Raw genomic sequence first — 23,095 nt, forward strand, 5'->3', positions numbered from 1 at the left:
CGGAGCTACTTAGTATTACGAGGTATCCCAATCTTCGTAATTCTAAAGCTTCCGCTATGAATAAACGTGTTACCACTCAGGCACTCGGTTGGTTGATCGGGTTTCTCCTGCTCTTCTCCTGGAACCTCCAGGCAAAGGTTAATGCGCCCCATCGTCCAATTCCGTTTACTGAATCTTTTGACCTATCGAATCCGACCATTGACGCCCCACCAATCAGTTTAACGGCTATGGTTGGCACGCCCTTTAGCTATCAGGTGATCAGAACTCCCTTCACCTTCAATATCTCCGTAACAGGGCTGCCCGCCAATGGGTTGAGCCTGGTCGCGCGGGGTATAGATGTCACCATCGAGGGAAGACCTATTACGGCAGGTGTGATGAGTTTGACCCTCAACACCACGGAAGAGTCTGTCCCTACTACCAGAGAGCTGATCATCACGGTCAGCCCCCCACCCCCACCTCCGCCCCCGCTCAGCCTGACGGCCATGGTCGGGACGCCGTTTTCCTACAAGTTACCCATCACCGCATACACGACCAACACCTCCGCGATTGGGCTACCCGCCAACGGGCTGAGCGTGGTCAGAGATATTGTTGAGCTTCACATTAGGGGCACTCCCATCACGGCAGGTGTGATGAGCGTGACCATCATCAATACCGAATCAAATTCCGCCCCCATTGAGAGGGTCTATATTATCACGGTCACCCCCCCACCGCCACCACCGCCCCCTGTCAGTCTAACGGCCATGGTTGGGACGCCGTTTTCCTACAAGTTACCCATCACCGCATACACGACCAACACCTCCGCGATTGGGCTACCCGCCAACGGGCTGAGCGTGGTCAGAGATATTGTTGAGCTTCACATTAGGGGCACTCCCATCACGGCAGGTGTGATGAGCGTGACCATCATCAATACCGAATCAAATTCCGCCCCCATTGAAAGGGTCTATATCATCACCGTCAGCCCCCCGCTTCCTCCAATTAGCCTGACGGCTACCGTCGGAGTGCCTTTTAGCTTCGGTCTGCCTTCTCTGCTACCGCTGGGGGGCTCGACCACCCTCGGCGTGACAGGCTTGCCAGCCAACGGTCTGAGCGTTCAATTAAGCTTCAGCTCGCAAGTCATCATCGGGGGGACGCCCCTGACTTCCGGGGTGATGAATCTGACCTTAGTCAACTCCCAAACCCCCAGCGAAAAAACCGCCTGGCGGGCCATCACCATCACCGTCAACCCCGCACCGGGAACCCCGCCTGCTAATAATCCACCCGTTGCGCCCAGCATTCCCAGTCAGACAGCAACGGTAGGCGTAGCTTATTTTCAGAACACGCCTTCCTTCACCGACCCCGATGGGCAGGCCATCGCCGTGCAGGCGTTCGGGCTGCCACCCGGCCTGAGTTACACGGGCACCGCCAGCGGTATTGTAGCCGGTACGCCTACTACGGCAGGTGTGTACTCGGTCTCGCTGGTGGGAACGGATCTGGGCAACGGTACCCTAACGGGTGGGCTCTCGGCTACCACCGTTTATACCATTACCGTAAATCCGGCCTCACCCGGTGGCGGTTCGCTCGCACTGCTGGCTCCGACTTATAACTGTACCACGGGGGCCTTCAGGTTCAACACCAGCGGAGGGGACAGCTCACCCATTACGTTTGCCGCTATCGGGATCACTGGCCCAACGACCAATCCAGACCAATTTGTCGATACAGACCTGCGTACGGCTGCCGATGCACCCCTGATTACGCTCTCGGCCACCCAGAATGGCACACTCGTCACTTACGTGTGGAACATCCGAGCCGTATGTCCGGTGGGTCCGGGCACTCCGCCCGTCAACCCGCCCAGTGGTGCGCTGACGCTGCTGGCTCCGACTTACAATTGTACCACGGGGGCCTTTACCTTCAACACCAGCGGGGGTGACGGCTCACCTATCACCTTTGCCGCTATCGGCATCACCGGCCCGACGACCAATCCGAATCAATTCGTTGATATAGCACTACGCACCGCAGCTGATGCACCCCTGATTACGCTATCAGCTACCCAGAATGGCACGACGGTGACCTACGTATGGAATATCCGCGCCCAGTGCCCAGTCGGTCCGGGTACTCCACCTGTTGATCCACCAGTTGGCTCAGCCTTTCTGCTATTACCTCCAACCTATAACTGCGAAACGGGAGCCTTTACCTTCAACACCAGCGGAGGCAACGGTACAACAATCGAGTACCGGGCCGTGCCGGGCATCACCGATTGGACGACCAATCCCAATCAGTTTGTCGATGAAGGCTCGCGAACGGCTAATGATGTACAACCCTTCCTGTTACAAGCTCGTCAGAATGGTGTTGTTGTGACCCTGGTGTGGAACCTGAAGGCCACCTGTGGCCGGGCCCGGCTGGGGGCTCCTGAGCTGGAGCGTGGCTTGACGGTACTGGTATTGGGCAACCCGGTCGTGGGTGAGACGGTTCAAGTGGCGGTGAGTGGCGCTGAAGGCCAGCCGCTGCGGGTAGCGCTGACGAACCTACAGGGGCGCCCGGTGAGCGAAACGCACATCGGGCGGGCGGCTGCCATGGAGCAGATTAGCGTGCCGTTGGGTCGTCCTGGGGGCATGTACCTACTTCAGGTGAGCAGCCCTGGTCAAACAAAAGTGGTGCGGGTGCTGAAGGCTGATTAGTTAGCTTCACCCTACCGTCAAAAGCCCGAATCACCACGATTCGGGCTTTTTGTTAAAGTAAATTAACCCTAATAGAGGTATAGCTGTAGATATAAAAGGCATTGACCGTAGTCGGTTGACCGCTACCGGTTGATCAGTTCCGTATTTCTACGCAGCCTGTTCCATGTACTCTACGCTAAAACGGCAAGAGCACATCGACAACCTTTGTTTGGCTGTTTACTATCGAATAGCCTGTAAACCAACACTATCATGGCTCTTCTCACCACATTTGAACTGCTGGTAAAGCGCATTGCGCCAACCCCAGGCGGCCCCGCCAACCCGTCCAATGCGCCATTCCGTCGCGTTGTGCAGGGATACTTCCTAACCATTGCCTACATCCCCGATAACAACTCGGCAGACTTATCGATCAGGATGCGTTTCACCACCAACATTGTCAGTGAGGATCTTCTAGACCCCAATAACCGGCTGTATCGCGGCCTGACAGGAACCAGCCCGACCAACTCGAATCACTCGTTCGTGGTCGACAATGCCGGGGCGCAGACAGCTACCCTGCTGACTGCTTTAGCACCGCTCGCTACCTCGCAGCCGTTTGAAAGTACGCCGTTTACTATCCAGCCGGGCCAAACCATTTCGGCGGCCTTGTTTCCCAATGTGGGCAATCCGTTTGTGTTGAGTGCCGAGAATCTGGCGGTGCGGGGCTACGCCGAGATTTTAACGGAAAACGGGGAGCCATCCAATGACCAGTTGCTGATTTCAGCCGAACAGCGGGGCACCCTGCTGGATAATGACTATCCGGTTTTCAACAACACCGATATACTTGACTTCGACCAGATTAGCTACTCGCTCCCCCTGGCGGGCGGCAGGGCGCTGATCAGAATATAGGGTATTCATTGCGTATTGAGCCAGCAAAGAGCCCGCTAACCAATCATCGTGGCGGGCTTTCTTATTGCGGGACAGTGGCTGTGGTAACTGTATCAGCAGAAGGTATTCTATGGCACTCAATCGGATATCAACCTTCCTGTATCGTGAGTTCAGGGACCTAGATGGCTTTACTGTTACTACTAGTGAGAGGTATTACTTTCCGATGCAGAACTTGCTGAAGATCGACTCCAGCAAATCATCGGTCGTGATCTCACCGGTCAACTCGCCCAGATGTTGTAGGGCCACCCGCAGATCCATCGCCAGCCAATCGGGGGTAGCGCCCGCGTCCAGGCCGGTAATGGCCCGGGCAAGCGCTTCGTCAGTACCGGTCAGGTGTTCGTAGTGGCGGGCGCTGGTTACGACGGCGCTGCCCGTCTGCACAGCCGCATCGGTACGAACGCGAGACGATAAGGCCGTTTTCAACTCGTCCAGATTCGTTTGTTTGGCGGCCGATATCCAGACAACGCTTTCGCCAACGATATTTGCCAGCTGCTGTTTTTTTTCGTCTGTGATCGCGTCGAGCTTGTTCCCGACAAGCAAATAGGGCTTGCCTGATGAACGCACCTCGTTTACAACCTCTTGCAGATCATCAGGCGATACGTTTAGCCCGTCGAACAGGTAAACGACGAGGGCAGCCTCACGCATCTTTTGCTGTGTCCGTTCAATACCGATAGCTTCGATGGTATCGGTCGCTTCGCGCAAACCGGCCGTGTCGATCAGGCGGAAGCGGATGCCATTGATGAACAGTTCATCTTCAATGACGTCGCGGGTAGTGCCGGGAATGTCGGATACGATGGCTTTATCTTCGTTCAGCAGGGCGTTCAACAGCGTCGATTTTCCGGCGTTGGGCTTGCCAACGATGACGGTGGGCACACCATTCTTGATCACGTTTCCGACCGAGAACGAGTCGATCAGCGGGTGTAGCACCCGCCGGATGTCGAGCATCAGTTGACGGAGCTGGTCGCGATGGGCAAACTCAACGTCTTCCTCACCAAAATCAAGTTCCAGTTCGACCAGCGCCACAAAGTCGATCAGTTGCTGACGGAGCCCTTTCAGCTGTTTCGAGAATCCCCCCCGCAGCTGGGTGAGCGCGGCCCGGTGACTGGCGTCGGAGTCGGATGCAATCAGGTCGGCAACCGCTTCGGCCTGTACCAGATCGAATTGACCGTTCAGGAATGCCCGTTGCGTAAACTCACCGGGTCGCGCCAGCCGAACGCCCTCCTGGGTGAGCCGGCGCAGAATCTGCTGAATAATGAACTCCGACCCGTGGCACGAGATTTCAACTACGTCTTCTTTGGTAAATGACTTCGGAGCGCGAAACACCGTCACCAACACTTCGTCGATGATGCCGTTCTGCTGATTTCTCAAGGTCCCAAAATGGGCGGTATGTGAGGCCTGTTGCGTAAGGTCTTTTCCCCGGAATAGCCGGTTGGTGATGGCAATGGCGCCTTCGCCCGATACGCGTACAACGGCAATGGCACCAATACCCGGCGCGGTAGCCAGGGCGGCAATAGGTTCTAACTGGTACAAATTCGTTGGGTGGTTTGTAGTTTACGACGTGTGATGCAACAACACCACATCTCAAAAACCGGGAAATGTCGTTGGAAAAACAGGCAGGCGACTTACCACGTTGACAATCCGTTTCTCAAGGGGCACGCTTGGTATGCCCAGTGAATCGGCATAGTCGTCGCCCAGAAACAAACGCATTTGAGCCGCTGCCAGGTTCCGGGTAGCGTCGGGTCGGTTGGTGGCGGCACCACCCAGGCTTCCAATTGCATTGAGCAATGAGCGGGTCAGGCCCACACCCGCTTCTGACGGCCTGAACTGCCGTCGGGCAATGGACCGGTCGAGCTGGTAAGCTTCCCGTAGATTGGCGGGCAGCAGTTCATCGGAAATACCGTTTACAGAGGCAATGACATTGGCATGGTGCAGGTAGTCTTCCTCTTCCTGATCGGTGACGGTGACGCCCGTTTTACGCAAGCCCCGAAGGACGATGTAGGAAAACGCCAGATTGGTACCGGCCATATCTTCCTGATTGACGGGATAGCCCCAGTCCATGTTCCACCGCCCGGAATGCAGACCAAACCAGCGAGCGCCGGCATGAATCAACCGAATTTTAAGCGTGCGGGCAATGGCTTTAGGTGGTTTCCCCGCAGGAAGGGTAACCGGGGCAATACCACCGCGATCGGGTGAGGAAAAAACAGCCCCTGCCCACTCCTTTGCGTTGTTCACGCCAAAAACCCATTCGCCGGTTTCCTGCAACCGGCGGGCCGTGTCATTCTTGATACGCTCGGTGAGCCACAGCAGTTGAACGCCATTGGCACCCATGTAGGTATAGGGCAGCGAGTAGGTACCCAGCGCCAGCCCGATCTGGCCGGCATGTTTCTTAAAAAAAGCCATTCCACCAGCCATTCGTTTCTGATCGGCCCATACCGGCAAGCTGGCCTGATCACGAAAGAACGCACCCACTACGTCGGGTTGTTTGTCCGTCGTGAAGTCGGTGGTGTTGGCCAGCCAGCCCATCAGCTGCCGCAGCCCCGCTGAGCCACTGGCTTCTGTAACAGCGGCCATAACGGCATCGGCTGGCGCATCGCCCTGTTGGCGGTACTGGTTCAGAAGTTCGTCAGGAAACAGACGGGATGTTTTAACGAGCGCGGGCATGATCTTGGGATATATGCCGATAACGCCGGGTGGAAGGAATTGGTTTGTCGGGCGGCCCCCATGATCGGGCTAGTCCACTGATTGCCGACGTACAGGAGCGAGGCTACAGATGTATCTGCAGGCCGTCATAACCTAGCCGGATATTGGCCGGCAACTCGCGCTCGACTTCACGGTGAAGGCCAAGTTTATGGCTGATATGGGTAAAATACGTCCGGTCGGCACCAATACGCTGCGCCAACGCCACGGCCTGATCGAGGGTGAAGTGCGAAATATGGGGCATGCGCTGCAGCGCATCGAGGATCAGTACTTTGGTGCCATACACTTTCTCCAACTCGTCGTCGGCGATGTGATTGAGGTCGGTCAGGTAGGTAAAGTCATTGATGCGGAACCCATAAACAGGCAGCTTATGGTGCATTACTTCGATAGGAGTGACTGGAATGCCCAACACATCGAACGGCTCATTTACGATTTCGGTAGTACGAACGTGCGGAACACCGGGGTATTTATGTTCGGCGAAGATATAGGCGAACTCCCGCTTCAACTGAGCCAGTACGGTGGGGCGGGCATAGATGGGCATGTCCTGTCCCGACCGAAAGTTATAAGCCCTCACTTCATCCAGCCCGGCGGTGTGGTCTTTATGTTCGTGGGTGAACAGTACCGCATCCAGTTGTTTGAGCCGTAGCCGCAGCACCTGCTGGCGAAAATCAGGCCCGGTGTCGACCACGAAACTGCGTCCCTCGACAGCGATATGGATCGAGGCTCTTAGCCGTTTATCGCGGTAATCGACAGATTGGCAAACGGCGCACTCACATCCAATCAGCGGTACCCCCGACGATGTTCCCGTTCCCAGCAGAGTGACAAGCATAATTGATCGGTCGTTTGTTAGTTAGTCATACGTCATAAGTGGCTGACTCGCGAAATCAACACGCGCATCAGCCACTTATGACGTACGACTAACTAACAAACGACTCTGTTATCTTTATTTATCCGTTAGCTGATTTACGACTTCAACCAGGCGGTCGAAGTTGAGGGGTTTCACCAGGACATCGTTGAAACCCGCCGTTTTAAATTCTTCTTCAGTGTAGTTCTTGGCATTACCCGTAATGGCGACGATGGGCACAGAAGCTTTTTCTTTCTCCGGCATGGCCCGAACGCGTCGAACACACTCCATACCATCCATAACGGGCATGTTGATATCGAGCAACAGGATGCTGAAATCTTCTTTTTCCAGAATCTGTATCACCTGTTCGCCATTCTTGACGGCTGTAATGTCGTAGTGCTGAAACTCAAGAATTTTGCGGGCCAGATTCTGAATAACGGAACTATCTTCGGCAATCAGGACGCGTTTGGAAGCTGACATATGTCTTTGGGGATCGTATTTGTTTGGCGTGGTGAAATTAGCAGTTTAATCGGCAAACACAAAAAAGGCTTACCCGGCCCTACCTGCCGATACAGACGTCAGTAAGGTAATCAAATAGCGATAAATGTAATAATACAATGAAAATTATTTGATTTTTTTACATTCGGGTAACACCACGTATTATTTTTTTCACTAGGTTTATACTCTCAACTCTATCAGACTTATTGAGTTACTGCCTTACGACACTGAGACTGACAGGCTATAATCAGGTGAGCACGGGCTTACACGCGGCTATATAGAAAGAACGTATAGATGCACAAGTAACTACCTGCCCTACTCCTGTTTTTTTATCCTCTAAACAGTATCGGTACATTATCCTCCGGTTTGCCCTACGGTGTTGAGTTGAATTGACTGGTCTTCTTTTCGAAACCTTCCTCTTTTACTGCTATGAAACTCACCGGACCCGAAGGCGGATTCGAGTTGAACATTCTCGATTATGAATGCAGCGACTCACCTTATTTTATGGACCGTAACTGGCTTATCATTAGCCTGAAAACGAGTTACCACGGTCAAAAATGCGTCAAAACGGCTCCCATTTTATCAACATGGGAGGTCGAACTGTTGCTCAAATGGATGCGCTCGATAGCGAATGGCCGGGAAATCTCACCCAGGCTCAGCTTTGTTGAACCGGCCCTTGGATTTAACAACCTATCTGGCGGTCTGGGCAACTACCGGCTGGGTATTAAACTCGGTTCGGCAGCCCGTCCCAACTGGCAACGCGATTCAAATCCGTTCTATCTGCCCGTCACCCCCGATAACCGTGAATTGCAAGGGGCGATTCTGGACCTGGAGCAGCAATTACGGCGCTTCCCGGTACGGGAGTAAATAAGCTAAGCTGGTACAACTATGAGCCGTGGCTGACACGCACCCTTAGGGTATGTACCAGCCACGGCTCACTTACAGACTACCTGTTTATTAATACTTATCCTCGTCCTCGTCTTCTTCCTCCTCACCGAATGAGCTGTTGGGATCGAACATGGAGCCGAGCAGATCTTTAAAAGACTGCCCTGTATCCATAGCTTTCTTGCCAACCAGCGAATGTTCAGCCAATCCATGAAGGGCGAACTCCATCATGAACAGCTTCTCGGCTTTGGTTAATTTTGGATGGTACTGGTCTACTACGTCGTCGAGGCCGTCGATGGTTTTCAGGCGGGCTTCGTAGTCACGGTTGGTCAGGTCGTTGAGAATATCCATCGTATTGCCTTCCCCGAACCAGTCCGTAATCTTCTTGTAGGGATTGCCCCGTTTATCTTTCTTGGCTTTCTCCGGATTAGGAAAATACTGGAGGAACTGGTTCCGGATCGCTTTCCCGATCAGGTTCTGCGCTACTATAACCGGCCCTTCCACTTCGCCTTCGTATACCAGTTCGACTTTACCACAGATCGCCGGTACTACGCCATACAGATCGGCTACGCGCACGTACGTTTCTTTTTCACTATTGAGCAAAGTACGTCGCTCGGCCGATGACAGCAGATTTTCGTAGGCCGAAATCGTCATCCGGGCCGACACACCGCTTTTCGCATCTACATACTCGCTCTCGCGGGCTTCAAGTGCCACCTGCTCAATCAGATCAGCTGTAAGCTCGTTGGTTTTCACCATGCTTTTTTGCTCGTTCTTGACAACCGCTTCCTGCATCGTGATCTTCTTACCGATCTCAATGGATTTTGGATAGTGGGTCACAATCTGCGAGTCGATCCGGTCTTTCAACGGCGTTACAATACTGCCCCGGTTCGTATAGTCTTCCGGGTTAGCGGTAAACACAAACTGGATATCGAGCGGCAGGCGAAGTTTGAACCCACGAATCTGGATGTCACCCTCCTGTAAAATATTGAACAGCGACACCTGAATCCGGGCCTGCAAATCGGGCAACTCGTTGATAACGAAAATACACCGGTGCGAACGCGGGATAAGGCCGTAGTGAATTGTCCGTTCGTCGGAATAAGGCAGCTTCAGCGTGGCAGCTTTGATCGGGTCCACGTCGCCAATAAGGTCAGCTACCGACACATCGGGTGTTGCCAGTTTCTCCGTATACCGGTCATCCCGGTGCAGCCACGTAACGGGCGTTGCATCCTCTTTTTCAGCAATCAGATCAATGGCAAAGCGCGACAGCGGTTCGAGCGGATCATCGTTCAGCTCCGACCCGGCCACGACCGGTATGTACTCGTCGAGCAGGTTCACCATCAGCCGGGCAATCCGGGTCTTGGCCTGACCACGAAGACCCAGGAGGTTGATGTGGTGCATGGACAGGATCGCCCGTTCGACGTCAGGGATTACCGTGTCCTCATACCCCCAGATCCCGGGAAAGACAACTTCTTTGTTCTTGATACGTTCGATGAGATTCTCCCGCAATTCCTGCTTGATTGGGCGGGATACGTATCCTGCGGCTTTTAACTCGCCAAGGGTCTTTATTTTAACTAAATTCGTTGATTTCAGGCTGCGGTAGTTCATTGATACTTGATGGATAATAAAAAAAATGAAGAATAGATAAGCCGATACTCCGGACTTTTTCAGCGAATGTTACCCGCGCTATTCATTCCTCATCCTGTATACTACGTAACAGGCTTTCGAAAGAAATGGTTTTTGGACGCCGAAAATGGCTAATTTTACCAGGAAGTGCCGGGTACAGATTGCATTTGCTGCTTTTATGAAATCACGATTATCGCTTTTTGTCTGCTTCCTCCAGTTACTTGTCGGGTGGAGCTGCCGTGTCCAGACCAATCCTCCAGAACTAATCACAATCGCCCCTACGAAAGCATTTGTTGGTACAGAAATCAGCCTGACAGGCTATCAGTTCGGGGCTGATCCGATAGTAACGGTTGGGATAGGAGCAACAGCTGTTTCAGCCACCCTGATAGCAAAGGACGAAAATTCGATTCGCGCTGTTGTTCCCCTGGTACCACCCGGCCTGACACAGGTCAGGGTCAGTAATGACCAGGGTGTTTCTGACCCGTTGCCTTTTGAGGTTCAGCAGCCGCCCCCTACCCTAACCGGCATCACCCCCGGTAATGGTCTGCCGGGCACCGCCATCGTACTAACGGGTAATTACCTGAATCAGATCCGGCAGATTCGCTTCAACGATGTCAGGGCTGTTGTTCAGGACAGTTCGGCGCAGGCAGTCACCGTTGTGGTGCCGGACAACCTACCACGTGGTCCATTAACGATCGTCGTTGAGACGGCAGGGGGCATTTTATCGGGCGATTTCATCCTGGCGGGCACCCCCCAGATCACCAGTGTCTCGCCTAAAATAACCCGCCCGGGGGCAGAGTTGATTATCCAGGGGACAAACCTCACTGATGCCATCATACGCATCAACGACCAGCAGATGGACCGCACGAGAACGACGATCAAAGACACCGAAATTCGGACGATCGTTCCGGAATTTGCTACTACAGGTCGAATCACGGTCACGGTTTTTGAGAAGCTAATAGCCAGCAGCACCGATACCGTACAGGTTATTCAGCCGCCATTCATTACTGCCCTTGGCGCACGGGACGGTGTTGCCGGGGATAAACTTCTGCTCACCGGCGGTAACCTGCGCGACGTATCGGCGGTATCGTTTGGTACGGTTGCCGCCCAGTTTCGGATCGTAAGCAATACCGAAATCGAGGTCATCGTACCCCCATTGGCCGTTACAGGCTCGGTTACGATAGCCGTGAGTAGTGTTGGCGGTAACAGCCGGGCAGCCGACCCCTTCTTTTATTACCAGAAGCCCGGCGCCATTACCTTCACACCAGCACGTCAGGTACGCAGCCGGGCAATTACGATATCGGGGCAAAACCTGTATCGTATCACCGATGTACGCATCAACGGCCAGTCTGTATCTATTACGGACCGGGTTGAAGGGTCTCAACTGCTCGTTAACATACCCCCCGATGGTACCAGCGGTCTCATCACCGTCGTTAACCGGGCGGGGTCAGTAACGTCGGCAATTCCGCTGGTGGTGGTGCAGAAGCCGCTGATTACAGGCACCGTGCCGACCAAAGCCAAACTCGGCGACCGGGTTATCATACAAGGCGATTTCCTGCTGGATGCACAGATCTTTTTCAGCGGTACAAACACCCCGGCGATCGACGCTGGCAGGAACGACGATAAGGAACGGTGGGTACTGGTCCCTAACGGAGCACAAACCGGACCGCTGCGTATTGTGAATGCGGCAGGCGAAACAACGACCAGTGTCTTTACGGTAATCCCTCCCGTGTCGATCATTGACTTCGCTCCTAAAACCGCCAAGGTTGGTGCTACTCTGGTGATATCGGGTCAGAATCTAACGGCTGTACAGCAGGTTAAATTCAGCAACGGGACATCGTCGGCCGCTACATTCGTCGTCGATGCGAATGGTCAGCTGGTAGTAACGGTACCGGTCGGTGCTGTCACCGGTCAGATCTGTTTGACGAGCGAGGGCGGAGTGACCTGCACCAGCACGAATTTCACGCTGGAGAAATAACCGTCATTTTGTTTTCAACCCACGGTCGTGGGTTGAAAACAAAAATAAAAAAGAGAACGGGTTAACCCTGGGTTAGCTGCCTGATCAGTACCTCGTTGATCCGGATATAGCTTTCGTGGGTCCAGCCTGCGATATGGGGTGTTAGCACAACCCGGTCCGATTGGCGCAGGTAATCAAAAGCCTGTTGCTGGGCGGGCGTTAGTTTGCTTAATTTTTCATTCTCAAGAACATCCAGACAGGCACCGCGCAGTTTACCTGATTCCAATCCCCGCACAACGGCCGACAGAGCGACAATTTCACCCCGTGCTACGTTCATGAGGTAAAACGGCTTCGCAAACTGATCGATAAATTCATCATTCACCAGCATGCGTGTATCGTCGGTCAAGGGGACATGTAGACTAAGCACATCCGCTTCGGCCTGAATCTGCTCCAGGGTAGCCTCCTGGGCGTACTGATTTCCATAATTGGTCAGGTATTTATCGTAGGCCAGCGCCCGACATCCAAATCCGCTGAGCCGACGTGCGGTTGCACTCCCGTTATTGCCATATCCGATAAGACCTACCGTAAGACTACCCAGTTCGTAGCCCCGGTTTCCTTCACGGTCCCAGATTCCCTGACGCACTTCGCGGTCGGCCCGGAGTAAATTGGTCAACAGTGCCAGGAGCATACCAACAGCCTGTTCACCCACGGCATCGCGGTTACCTTCTCCGGCGTGGAATACCCGAATGCCCAGCCGCCCGGTCGTCTCCAGATCGATCAAATCAAGCCCCGCCCCGGCCCGACCAATGAACCGCAGGTTGGGTGCCTGACTGAGCAGTTCGGCGTCGACGGTGGTTTTGCTTCGGATGATCAACCCGGCATACGGTTCGAGTTGCTGAATCAGTTCAGCCCGGGTAATCCTGGGCTGATAGGTATAGGTAAAGCCAGCTTCACTGAGCAGGTTGAACAGCGACGGGTGCATTTCGTCGGCAATGAGAATGGCGGGCAGGGTCTGGGACATCCGTTGTGTTTTCGTAACTTGCAGTCTATACAACCAGCAGCGAGCAATAATCGGTCGGCTATTTCACTGATAAATGGACTATTTTGGTCAATGACTGGCTAATTACCGCTCCCTGAAAGGGCGAAACTAACAAAAGTACATGGAACAACGCCAACCCGACGAACCGAACGAATCACGTGTCAATCCGTCGCCTAAGCAACCGTCTGATAGTCAGAATACGAATAGTCTGCCCCCCAACGCACAACCATCGTCGGATGAGCGGGATGCAGTCCAGCCGGAGTCTAGCCCACGGGATGCCACCCAGCGGGATGCCGCCCAGCGGGATGCCGCCCAGCAAAATCCGAATCAACGAAACAATCGGCAGCAGGGTCGTGGCAACAACGGGCAACGTGATAACCGGAATCGCCCGGACGGTGGACCCCGCGAAAATAGTGTACGCGCTACGGCTCCCCAGGAAACCGGACCAGAGCCGGAAGGCCAAAATCAGCGGGAAAATGCACCACAAAACGCCCCGCAGCAGCAGAATCGAGGGCAGCGGGATGCTACCCAACGAAATGAGGGGCAGCGGGACGCTGGCCAACGAGGTGGCGGCAAGCGGGATGGAGGCCAGCGTCCAAACCGGAATGAGGGTCGGCCCAACGGCCGCGACCGTGGGGTCGATCCGCGCGAGCGCGACCTGAACGAGGGTGATGCGGAGAGCCGCGCCCGCGATGATCGCTATCGCGCCGAAGACCTGGATAGAGATAAGTCCGACGGTCAGTCAAATCAGCCAATCGAATCGCAGGGTCGGGAAGACCGGCTGGTAATTGGCATCTCCCTGGGTGATTACAACGGTATCGGTCCGGAAGTCATTCTTAAGGCACTCCAGTATAACCGTCTCCAGAAGCTATGTACGCCCGTTATCTACGGCTCTATGCGTATCCTGAACCGATACCGGAACCTGATCGACATGAAGGACTGGAACCTCAACGGGACACCTAATGTCGGCCAGATCAGCCATAAACTAACCAATGTCATCACCTGCTGGCCCGATCAAAGCCAGGATATTCAACCGGGTCAGGTCACCCCCGAAGCAGGTCAGGCCGCCCTGGCCTGTTTGCAGCGGGCTGTCGATGATTTAAAAGAAGGTAAGCTGGATGCACTTGTAACGGCACCCATCAATAAATACAATATTCAGTCGGAAGAATTTCAGTTTCCCGGCCACACCGAATACCTGGCCCAGCAATTCGAGGTTCAGGATAATCTGATGTTCATGGTGAGCGATACCCTCCGCGTTGGTGTGGTTACGGGTCATGTACCGCTGGGCCGCGTTCGCCAGAACGTCACCCGCGAACGCATCGCGCAAAAGCTGAACCTGATGATGCAATCGCTGAAGCAGGATTTCGGTATCGAGAAACCAAAGATTGCCGTACTGGGCCTGAACCCTCATGCGGGTGAAGAAGGATTACTGGGTAACGAGGAACAGGATATCATCAAACCCCTGTTAACCGACCTGCGCAATAAGGGCCAGCTGGTGTTTGGCCCCTACCCCGCCGACGGGTTCTTCGGTACGCGAAATTATAGAAACTTCGATGCCGTGCTGGCCATGTATCACGACCAGGGTCTGATTCCTTTCAAAGCAATTGCCTTTGAAGAAGGGGTCAACTTCACGGCCGGCATGCCCGTCGTGCGAACCTCCCCCGATCACGGTACAGCCTATGATATTGCAGGCAAAAACCTCGCCGACGAAACATCCATGCTTCAGGCCATTTACACGGCCATCGATGTAGCCCGTCAGCGAAAAGAGTTCTTGGAACTGGAAGCCGGCGCGTTGAAAAAAACAGCTAATAAGTCGGTTAGTTAAATACAGTTGGTCAGTCGGTGAGTTAATGAGTTAATGAGTTAGTCAGTGGCTGACGCATGAATCCCGGATGCGTCAGCCACTGACTAACTCATTAACTGACTCACTAACTGACTGACTCACCAACTGACCAACTGACTTACTGGTTACCACATTATAACCCTACAACTGATGTTAAAATCAATGACCGGCTTCGGCAACGCAACCGTAGAATCTGGCGGTTTAGCCGTGACGGCAGAAGTTAAAACGCTGAACTCTAAATTTTTAGATATTTACTGCCGGATGCCCCGGCAGTTTTCGGATAAAGAGATCGAATTACGGGCTCTGTTAACCCAGCAGCTGGAACGAGGGAAAGTTGAACTGTCGCTAAACCTGGCCCGTACCAACGCCATCCGGCCGGGTACGATTATCAACCGCCCGCTGGTAGCCGCTTATGTCAATGATCTGAAGGAGACAGCTGACAGTATGTTGATGGCATTTTCGGATAGCGATGTGCTTCAACTGGCTTTGCAGCAACCCAACGCCTACCTGACCGAGTCACATGATTCGTCGGCCGACGCTTCGGACTGGGCCACTGTTCAGGCGGCCGTGGCCGACGCTATCCGCCGATGCGACGAATTTCGTCGGCAGGACGGTGCCGTACTGGAAACTAAATTTCAGGAATACATTCAGATCATCACCGACCGCCTGGCCGATATTGAGGAGCAGGATGTGCGCCGGATTCCGGCCGTGCGTGAGCGTATGCGTAATTCAGTGAAGGAGCTGCTGGATAGTGACACCTTCGACCAGAATCGCTTCGAGCAGGAGTTGATGTACTATGTTGAAAAGTTCGATATCTCGGAAGAGAAAGTCCGGCTTAAAAATCACCTCAGCTATTTCCTGGAGGTGCTGGCCACCGAAGAAGCAAATGGCAAAAAACTGAATTTCATTTCGCAGGAAATTGGCCGCGAAATCAACACCATCGGTTCCAAAGCCAACGACGCAGCCATTCAGCGGTTTGTTGTCCAAATGAAAGATGAGCTGGAAAAGATCAAAGAGCAAACGATGAATGTGATTTAAGAGCCCTCATGCAGCCATTACCTCTCAACGTTTATCAGGATCACGATACGCTTACAGTGGCTCAGCTACTACTCGGCTGCGAGCTGGTGCATGAGTCGCCGGACGGCCCTACAGCAGGCATTATCGTTGAAACAGAAGGCTACATAACGGGCGATCCGGCTTGCCACGCTTACCGACGGGCGACGCAACGAAACGCGGCTATGTTTGGGCCAGCCGGCACGCTCTATGTATACCAGATTTACAACCATTACAACTGCATCAACGTCGTTACTGGGCCGGAAGGCGTAGGAGAAGCCGTGTTGATACGCGCCCTGGAGCCAACCGAGGGCATTGAGCAAATGGCTCTCCGACGCAACGAAGCCTTTAAAACCGGGTTTGAACGATACCGCAACAACACCATCGATGCCGATACCGCCGATGGGTTCAGGAACCTTGCTAACGGTCCGGGCAAACTGGTCATCGCGCTGGGAATCAACCGGCAAACGCACAATTTTGCCTCGCTTACGGATAAAACAGGTGACACATCATCCATTTTTATTCGGGGGCCGGTTCTTCACGACTTTGAGATGGTGACGACAACCCGTATTGGCATCAAATTCGGGGCGGAGTTACCGTATCGGTATTATATCAAGGGCAACCGCTTCGTCAGCAAAAAATGATAAATTTTCCTACCGGTCATGCTCATCAATACGTATGTATGTACTACTGATTGATGGCATGATCGGTAGCTATAGCCTGGGTATAATAGCCCATCTCTTGCTCACATCAATTTGATGGCTGCCTCTCTAAAGGCCGGTAGCAGGCGTTGCAACAACTGGCTTTTTAGGTTCACTTCTGCATAAATACTGCTTATCCAGACCTGCACTTTGAGTTCCACACTGTCACCACCGATGGTGGTGACCACAATTTCGGGTGGCCTATTTTTTATGGCCCCGTCTACCTGACTTACTTCGCTCGTCATAATTTCCTGAACCCGTTGGAGGTCGGTGTCACTGCTCACTTTCAGCGTGATTTCAGTTTTCAGATATACATCGCTCGACGTCCAGTTGACTAACCGATTGGATAATAAATCGCCGTTCGGTATGATTACTTCCGACCCCTGCGCGGTAATCATGCGGCTCGAACGAATACCAATATCCCGTATCCGGCCTTTCTTATCGGCCAGTTCTACGTAGTCCCCTATCTGGAACGGTTTTTCGAAAATCAGGATGATCCCCGACACAAAATTACTGACGATGTTTTGCATGCCCAGGCCGATACCAACGCTGAGCGCCCCCAGCACGACCGTAAACTTATCGATCGAAATACCCGATGCTGCAATAGCCAGTAGTATACCGGCAATCAGGATAACCAGCCTGACCAGGGCCAGTACCGAACTGAGTTGGCCAACTTGTTCATCAGCAGTTGAAAAAGAGCTTTCCCCAAATAGAAGACCAATATTTTTCTGTAAAAGGCTCGACAAATAGAGAACCACAGAAAACGACAGCACATTGCTCAGCGTAAAACTGATGCTGCCAAATGAGCGGGGCCTGGTGAGTAAATGACTGACCAGATTATAGACCTCATCCGCTACACCCAGGTTTATAAAAAACACGATCAGCCATAAAGCAACAGCAATAAATGCCAGGCCTTTTTTGAAAGACCGCCGTACATGACTGACGTTCACCCGGGAAAACAAACCCTGCGAGCAGGCACTTATATTTATTTGAAGTTCCAGCGCTTCCAGCACCACTTCAATGAAAAGACCTAACCCCGCCAGTTGAACAAGACTGATTACAGCTGTAATACCGACAGTCTTTGCTAAGCTGATGCGCCCAATAATGTTAAAGACGATAGCCAGACCCTGTAATAAGAGGTATAGTAACGTAACCATCCTGACAATTCGGGCGCTGACATGCTGCCGTGGTAACCGCCGGGCAAAAGCAATGCCTATATACATAAATCCAGCGTTCAGCACCAGTAATCCCAGCCGCATAAACAAGGAATCGTCGACCAGCGAATTGGCTATGATCAGCACGATATACATAGCGCCGATTACTAACCAAAGCCGCATTTCATGTAACGAGAAGCGTTCCCACAAATGAACTACAATAACCAGAAACAGCAGAAACTGGGTAATTTCGATGTAAACAGAAGGCGATTGAGGCTCAAACAGGGGCGGTAGGTTCAATAACACCAACAGCGACGCGGCAACAGGAACAGGCTTCAAATTATCAAGTTGAAGTGAGCCTACTGTTGGCCGGAGCGAAGGCGTTCGGGCTTTTCTGTAATTGGCAAGCACCCAGACGAAAAATGTCCCGGTTAGCAGCAGCAGCAAAAGACGATTGTCCCAGGTAGACGCGAAGAAATAGTTGACTATTTTAGCCTGGCCCCGGTAGCTTGCTAAAAGACGCTCAGGCAAATTGCTGACAGCAACCGTGGACGGGGCCTCCCACAGGTAAGGAGACTCCTTTCGGAACGCATTTTCCGTTGACTTATCCAACCGCTCATTGATAGCTGTCTGTAGATTACTGATCGTTAGATAGGTACCCGATACATCAGCCAGCAAGCGGCTTACTGTATCCAGGCGGGCACTGGTACGGGTGCCTGCATCCTGCAACTGCCCTTTAAGACCAGCCAACTGATCGGCGTATAACTTTTTGTCTGTACTATCAGTACTAGCTACAGTCAGTAGAGAATCTGTACTCAGGGCCAGCACCTGGTCGAGATTGCCTTGTAAATCGTTGCTCGATCGGGAAAGCAGTGTCCGCCAATCGGTCAACTGCTTGAGAGCATCGTTCAGAATCAGGCTATAGTTAGAGAGATTTTTGGAGTCGATCGTTTTCCCATGGGTACGGACGTCGGCCGCTACCGGAGCGATGGTTGTCTTTACAGTTGCCAGTCCAGCCCGTACGCGCGTGATTCCATACTTTTTTTTATCAGCGGCCTTTATCTGGGTGATGACCGACTGTGCCTTTTGTATCTTAAATAATAAAGTATCCGGAATACTTTGGGCAACCGGTTTAGCGGTGGTACTATCTGTATTCTGGCCTACCAACGGCCTACAGACGCCAATCAGCAGTAAACTCACCAACAATGCATTAAGATAGATTCGAATAAGCATGCAGTCTCGAATAGGTTGTGTTACATCGGCAAAGACAGAATGGCACCCACCAGGCAGGTACAATTGGCGGGTAACTCCATAAACCATCGACCCCGTCAATCGAGACAGGGCTTCCTTTTATAACCAAGGTCGGGCTACGGGTGTTTATTAAACGGTCTATCTACGCGCTCCTACGGGTCGGTGCTCGGTAGAGCCTATCATAGAAAACAGGCTTGATTTTGTTACAGGAATCTGAACTTCACAGCAATCCGCCTACGTCACGCTTAGGTTAGCAAAATCCCGGAAAGCTGCTCTGTGTGGGGGTTACTGGCAGCTTAATTGCCAGATCAGTATAAATTTTGTTGGCAAATCAGATAAAGGGACTGATTTATACCCGCCTTACTGATCATTTTTCAAGTACCGGACTAATCCCTCTATGGACTCGATGCGCAATGCCTGTGCCTGATCCCGGCGCATCATCAGTGAGTAACTGTTATTGAACCCCAGGGGATTTAGCCAGACCAGTTGGTACCGCTTCTCAAATTGCTGATTGACATACGCATACACGGAGTCCGGTTGCATGGATAGCGTATTGAGCGTACCGGCTGGATGTTGTAGAATCACCAGCAACCCTGTTCCGGTATATTCGGGGTAGAAATCGATGGCCCCGGTACGGAGTGCGTCGAAGCAGATTTGTGTTCCTCCCAGCCCCGTTCGGGCAACGACACGCAGTTGGGTATAGCCTTCGATAAGCTGCCGGTAAATCTCCGCCAGTATATACTGTTCGGTAAACACCTTCGAGCCCATCACCACTGTCCCGGTACGGTCGACCGACGCAGGTACTTTATACAAACCCACTTTTCTCAAAAAATCACGGGCAATGGTTTCGGGCGACTGATGCAGGTAATCGGCCCGGTAATTCAGGTCTGTCATGACTGAATCGGTCAGCTTCCCGGCCAGTTGGTTTAGCGTTGGGCCGAGGTCGGGATAGCGGTCGAGCGTAGCCTGCCGAACAACGGGGGCCGCCCCATAGGGCGGAAATGCATGTCGGTTATCGTCCAGCACCCGCAGATCGAACGCCTTGATCCGGCCGTCGGTCGAGTAACCACTGATGATATCGACCTGATGACGGTGAATGGCCTCGTACATTAAATTCTGATCGATAAGTCGGGGATTTACAGTCAAACCATACGTTTTTTGCAGACCGGGATAACCGTCGGCACGTCCGAAAAATTCGTGGGCAAATCCTGTTACAAGCTTATCCTGCCCATAAGGCAATAAATAAAACGCCGACAGAAAGGGCACGAGTATTACCAGGGCTACCGTACCGATGCGCACATTGCGGCCTGACAACCGCTGTAGTCGGGCCAGCCCCAAATCGAAACCTACAGCCAGCAGCGCGGCCGGAATTGCACCGGCCAGCATCATGTTGACATTGCTCAACGCAATACCGCTAAAGATAAACTCCCCTAGTCCGCCAGCCGCTACATAAGCCGCCAGTGTAGCCACGCCCACGTTAATGACCGTAGCCGTGCGAACGCCCGCAAAAATGACAGGTAATGCCAGCGGCAGCTGAACTTTCGTTAAAATCTGGACATCGGTCATGCCCACACCGCGAGCCGCTTCGATTATGGATGGGCTAACTTCGGTAATGCCAACGAACGTATTGCGAATAATTGGCAGGAGTGCATACAGAAACAGCGCAACCAGCGCCGGTCCAATACCGATACCCAGCAGGGGAATCAGAAATCCAAGCAGTGCTACACTTGGTATGGTTTGTAACACGCCTGCTATACCCAGAACACCACTCGCCAGTTGTTTTTTGCGGGCGATCAGGATGCCCAAGGGCAAACCAATCAATAAGGCCAGCAGTAATGATACGAATGTCAGGCCAATATGGGTGAGCGTCTGTTCAAGTAGTTTACTGGCATTATCGCGGACGAAAGTAAAAAAATCGATCATTCCAGTTGGTTACGTCGCGGTTGGTCGTCCAGAAAATCGCGGACAAAATCAGTAGCGGGGTGATTCAGAAGTTCGTCGGGTGGCCCAATCTGTACAATACGTCCTTTATCCATGAGTGCAATCCGGTCGGCCAGTTCAAGGGCTTCGCTCACATCATGCGTAACTAGCACCACGGTCGTTTCTCGTAGTTCGTTAAGACCAAACAGTTCCCGCCGTACATGCCGACGGGTAAAAGGATCTAGCGCGCCAAAGGGTTCATCCATCAGTACTACCGGTGGGCGGGCTGCCAGAGCACGTGCCAGACCAACGCGCTGCCGCTGACCTCCGCTTAATTCGGCGGGGTAGCGATTCAGAAGCGATTCAGGTAGTTGAAGTTTATCAATCAGCTCGCGGGTACGTTCCTGAATTTGAGTGGGTGTCCAGCCAATGAGTTTCGGCACTGTAGCGATGGCCTCGGCAATGGTATAATGTGGAAACAGCCCTCCGTCCTGAATTACATACCCAATCCGTCGGCGCAGGCCAGGGCCATCCTGTTGAGCAACGTCTACACCATCGACGCTGATTGAACCGCCCCCGGGTTCAATCAGCCGATTCATCATCTTAAGCGTTGTGGTTTTACCGCAACCGCTGGTACCCAGCAACACCAGCGTTTCGCCCGGCCCAACACGCAGGGATATATCATTGACGGCTGTATGATCGCCAAACCGCTTCGTCAAGTTGCGGACGTCGATCATTAGTGCGTAACCTGAACGCCTTTCCAGAACGCAACCCGGTCTTTAATTTCACTGGCTGCCGGTTTTGGGTCGGGGTAATACCAAGCTGCATCGGCGTTTGTTTTCCCGTCTACAGTCAACGAATAGTACGAAGCGAGACCTTTCCAGGGACAGGTGGAGTGTGTCTGACTATCGCTGAGATAGGTAGCCTTAACAGACTCTTTAGGGAAATAATGATTATTCTCAATAATGATGGTATCATCACTTTCGGCGATGATCTGACCATTCCAAATGGCTTTCATAACGTATGTGTTTTTATTTGTTTATAAATTTTTCAATTGCTTCTACAGGTAGATCGACCAAAGAAGCCACTTGCGCTACAGAAAAGCCTTTGTCCAGCGCATTCTGGATTATCCGGGCTGTAGCCAGGTAACTCCCCTGTTCAATCCCTTGCTGAACTCCTTGCTCGATGCCTTTTCCAATACCTAACTGAACACCCTGTTCAATCCCCTGCTGAACACCTTGTTCGATACCTAGCTGAATACCCTGCTGAATGCCTTTTTCGATGCCTTGCGTGATACCCTCTTCAATTCCTTTTTCAATACCATCCATTTCGGCGAACGATAGAACGTTCTGTAAGTCCCGATACGATTTTAAGCTTTGCTCGTACCGATCCCGCTCCGCCCGGTCGAAATTCGCTACCTCGGCCGCTTCAAATAACCGGTGAAAGATACGCTCTTGTAACTGTTCAGGGCGTTCCTGCAAATCAGGTAAATGCTTGAACAGGTACAACCATTTGTCAGACTGCGTTTCTAACTGATCTTCGGTTTTTGTGAACTTGGGCATTTCCATGTAGATATACGTTAGCTTATCGTAAAATACTTCGTTGTGCTGATCTTTCAACTGTACCGTATTGATCACATCTGCATTAGCGGTTAACACAAAGTCCAGTACCGCCACAGTATATACCGATGCCAGTTTAAAATTCCAGTTGCCAACCTGACCCTGTTCCTGAATGGGGAAAGACGAGTAAAATATACTGCGATCCCTGAAATAAACCTGTCTCGCCTTCTGTAGCTCCACGATGAAGCGGTCACCATTCTGGCTTACACAATATAAATCGAAAACGGCTTTTCTATCCAATTCGTTTACGCCAATACATTCATTCCGAGCATATTGGAGATCTGTGATCTGATGCTTCTGTGGCAACAGCTGGTTCAGAAAGTCAATCAGCAGGTCTTTGTTGGCTTCGGTGCCAAACAAACGTTTGAACCCGTAATCTGTGAACGGATTGATAAAGCGAGATATAAAGGCCATACAGGGTGGGATGATCTCCACT

18 protein-coding genes are annotated in these 23,095 nt (G+C 52.5%); 7 read left to right on the forward strand and 11 right to left on the reverse strand.

The genetic code is table 11. The features are described 5' to 3' along the window. The first annotated feature begins 56 nt into the window (after positions 1 to 56). Together FH603_RS15315 and FH603_RS15320 are read left to right on the forward strand one after the other, a co-directional pair. The gene (locus FH603_RS15315) at positions 57 to 2,654 is read left to right on the forward strand and encodes a T9SS type A sorting domain-containing protein (RefSeq protein WP_244968008.1); all 2,598 of its coding nucleotides are present in this window, start codon (positions 57 to 59) and stop codon (positions 2,652 to 2,654) included. A gap of 249 nt (positions 2,655 to 2,903) precedes the next feature. Next, a complete protein-coding gene (locus tag FH603_RS15320) occupies positions 2,904 to 3,536 on the forward strand; it encodes a hypothetical protein (protein ID WP_186738408.1) in 633 nt (210 codons plus the stop codon). 192 nt (positions 3,537 to 3,728) lie between these two features. Here FH603_RS15320 and mnmE read toward each other — a convergent pair whose 3' ends face one another. The 4 genes from mnmE to FH603_RS15340 all read right to left on the reverse strand — a co-directional run bounded on the left by mnmE (position 3,729) and on the right by FH603_RS15340 (position 7,596). Further along, positions 3,729 to 5,105 (reverse strand): tRNA uridine-5-carboxymethylaminomethyl(34) synthesis GTPase MnmE, encoded by a 1,377-nt coding sequence (gene mnmE, locus FH603_RS15325; protein ID WP_186738409.1) that lies wholly within the window; start codon positions 5,103 to 5,105, stop codon positions 3,729 to 3,731. Between the two features lie 51 nt (positions 5,106 to 5,156). Continuing rightward, positions 5,157 to 6,236, reverse strand: a complete 1,080-nt coding sequence (locus FH603_RS15330; RefSeq protein ID WP_186738410.1) for an oxygenase MpaB family protein — start codon at positions 6,234 to 6,236, stop codon at positions 5,157 to 5,159. Between the two features lie 103 nt (positions 6,237 to 6,339). Then, positions 6,340 to 7,101 (reverse strand): MBL fold metallo-hydrolase, encoded by a 762-nt coding sequence (locus FH603_RS15335; protein WP_186738411.1) that lies wholly within the window; start codon positions 7,099 to 7,101, stop codon positions 6,340 to 6,342. A gap of 114 nt (positions 7,102 to 7,215) precedes the next feature. Further along, positions 7,216 to 7,596: a response regulator gene (locus FH603_RS15340; RefSeq protein ID WP_186738412.1), complete on the reverse strand. Its 381-nt coding sequence runs from the start codon at positions 7,594 to 7,596 to the stop codon at positions 7,216 to 7,218. A gap of 447 nt (positions 7,597 to 8,043) precedes the next feature. Between FH603_RS15340 and FH603_RS15345 the strand changes: the two genes are divergently transcribed. After that, entirely contained in the window at positions 8,044 to 8,481 is a 438-nt protein-coding gene (locus FH603_RS15345) for a WapI family immunity protein (protein ID WP_186738413.1), read from the forward strand. Between the two features lie 90 nt (positions 8,482 to 8,571). Here the strand turns inward: FH603_RS15345 and FH603_RS15350 are convergent, their stop codons facing one another. Beyond that, positions 8,572 to 10,104 (reverse strand): P-loop NTPase family protein, encoded by a 1,533-nt coding sequence (locus tag FH603_RS15350; protein ID WP_186738414.1) that lies wholly within the window; start codon positions 10,102 to 10,104, stop codon positions 8,572 to 8,574. A 196-nt stretch (positions 10,105 to 10,300) separates the two neighbouring features. On the opposite strand from FH603_RS15350, the gene FH603_RS15355 reads away from it, so the two are divergent. Then, positions 10,301 to 12,100: an IPT/TIG domain-containing protein gene (locus FH603_RS15355; protein WP_186738415.1), complete on the forward strand. Its 1,800-nt coding sequence runs from the start codon at positions 10,301 to 10,303 to the stop codon at positions 12,098 to 12,100. A gap of 61 nt (positions 12,101 to 12,161) precedes the next feature. Here FH603_RS15355 and FH603_RS15360 read toward each other — a convergent pair whose 3' ends face one another. Next, on the reverse strand, positions 12,162 to 13,100 hold the full coding sequence (locus FH603_RS15360; RefSeq protein WP_186738416.1) for an NAD(P)-dependent oxidoreductase: 939 nt from the start codon (positions 13,098 to 13,100) through the stop codon (positions 12,162 to 12,164). Positions 13,101 to 13,239: 139 nt separating this feature from the next. Between FH603_RS15360 and pdxA the strand changes: the two genes are divergently transcribed. The 3 genes from pdxA (at position 13,240) to FH603_RS15375 (ending at position 16,658) form a co-directional block, all read left to right on the forward strand. Continuing rightward, on the forward strand, positions 13,240 to 14,943 hold the full coding sequence (pdxA, locus tag FH603_RS15365; RefSeq protein WP_186738417.1) for a 4-hydroxythreonine-4-phosphate dehydrogenase PdxA: 1,704 nt from the start codon (positions 13,240 to 13,242) through the stop codon (positions 14,941 to 14,943). 168 nt (positions 14,944 to 15,111) lie between these two features. Continuing rightward, positions 15,112 to 15,999, forward strand: coding sequence for a YicC/YloC family endoribonuclease (locus FH603_RS15370; protein ID WP_186738418.1), 888 nt, complete (start codon positions 15,112 to 15,114; stop codon positions 15,997 to 15,999). 8 nt (positions 16,000 to 16,007) lie between these two features. Next, on the forward strand, positions 16,008 to 16,658 hold the full coding sequence (locus tag FH603_RS15375; RefSeq protein ID WP_186738419.1) for a DNA-3-methyladenine glycosylase: 651 nt from the start codon (positions 16,008 to 16,010) through the stop codon (positions 16,656 to 16,658). A 101-nt stretch (positions 16,659 to 16,759) separates the two neighbouring features. Here the strand turns inward: FH603_RS15375 and FH603_RS15380 are convergent, their stop codons facing one another. From FH603_RS15380 to FH603_RS15400, 5 genes are all read right to left on the reverse strand, one after another. Further along, on the reverse strand, positions 16,760 to 19,102 hold the full coding sequence (locus FH603_RS15380) for a mechanosensitive ion channel family protein (protein WP_186738420.1): 2,343 nt from the start codon (positions 19,100 to 19,102) through the stop codon (positions 16,760 to 16,762). 378 nt (positions 19,103 to 19,480) lie between these two features. Next, complete coding sequence (locus FH603_RS15385) at positions 19,481 to 21,043, reverse strand: ABC transporter permease/substrate-binding protein (protein ID WP_186738421.1); 1,563 nt, start codon at positions 21,041 to 21,043, stop codon at positions 19,481 to 19,483. Next, positions 21,040 to 21,777, reverse strand: a complete 738-nt coding sequence (locus FH603_RS15390; protein WP_186738422.1) for an ABC transporter ATP-binding protein — start codon at positions 21,775 to 21,777, stop codon at positions 21,040 to 21,042. Before FH603_RS15390 ends, FH603_RS15385 begins: the two co-directional genes overlap by 4 nt. Then, positions 21,777 to 22,058, reverse strand: coding sequence for a DUF427 domain-containing protein (locus FH603_RS15395; RefSeq protein WP_186738423.1), 282 nt, complete (start codon positions 22,056 to 22,058; stop codon positions 21,777 to 21,779). Before FH603_RS15395 ends, FH603_RS15390 begins: the two co-directional genes overlap by 1 nt. 13 nt (positions 22,059 to 22,071) lie before the next feature. After that, the gene (locus FH603_RS15400; RefSeq protein WP_186738424.1) at positions 22,072 to 23,073 is read right to left on the reverse strand and encodes an Rpn family recombination-promoting nuclease/putative transposase; all 1,002 of its coding nucleotides are present in this window, start codon (positions 23,071 to 23,073) and stop codon (positions 22,072 to 22,074) included. Positions 23,074 to 23,095 lie beyond the last annotated feature (22 nt).

This window comes from Spirosoma utsteinense, from assembly GCF_014282275.1.
Taxonomy (GTDB): Bacteria; Bacteroidota; Bacteroidia; order Cytophagales; family Spirosomataceae; genus Spirosoma; species Spirosoma utsteinense.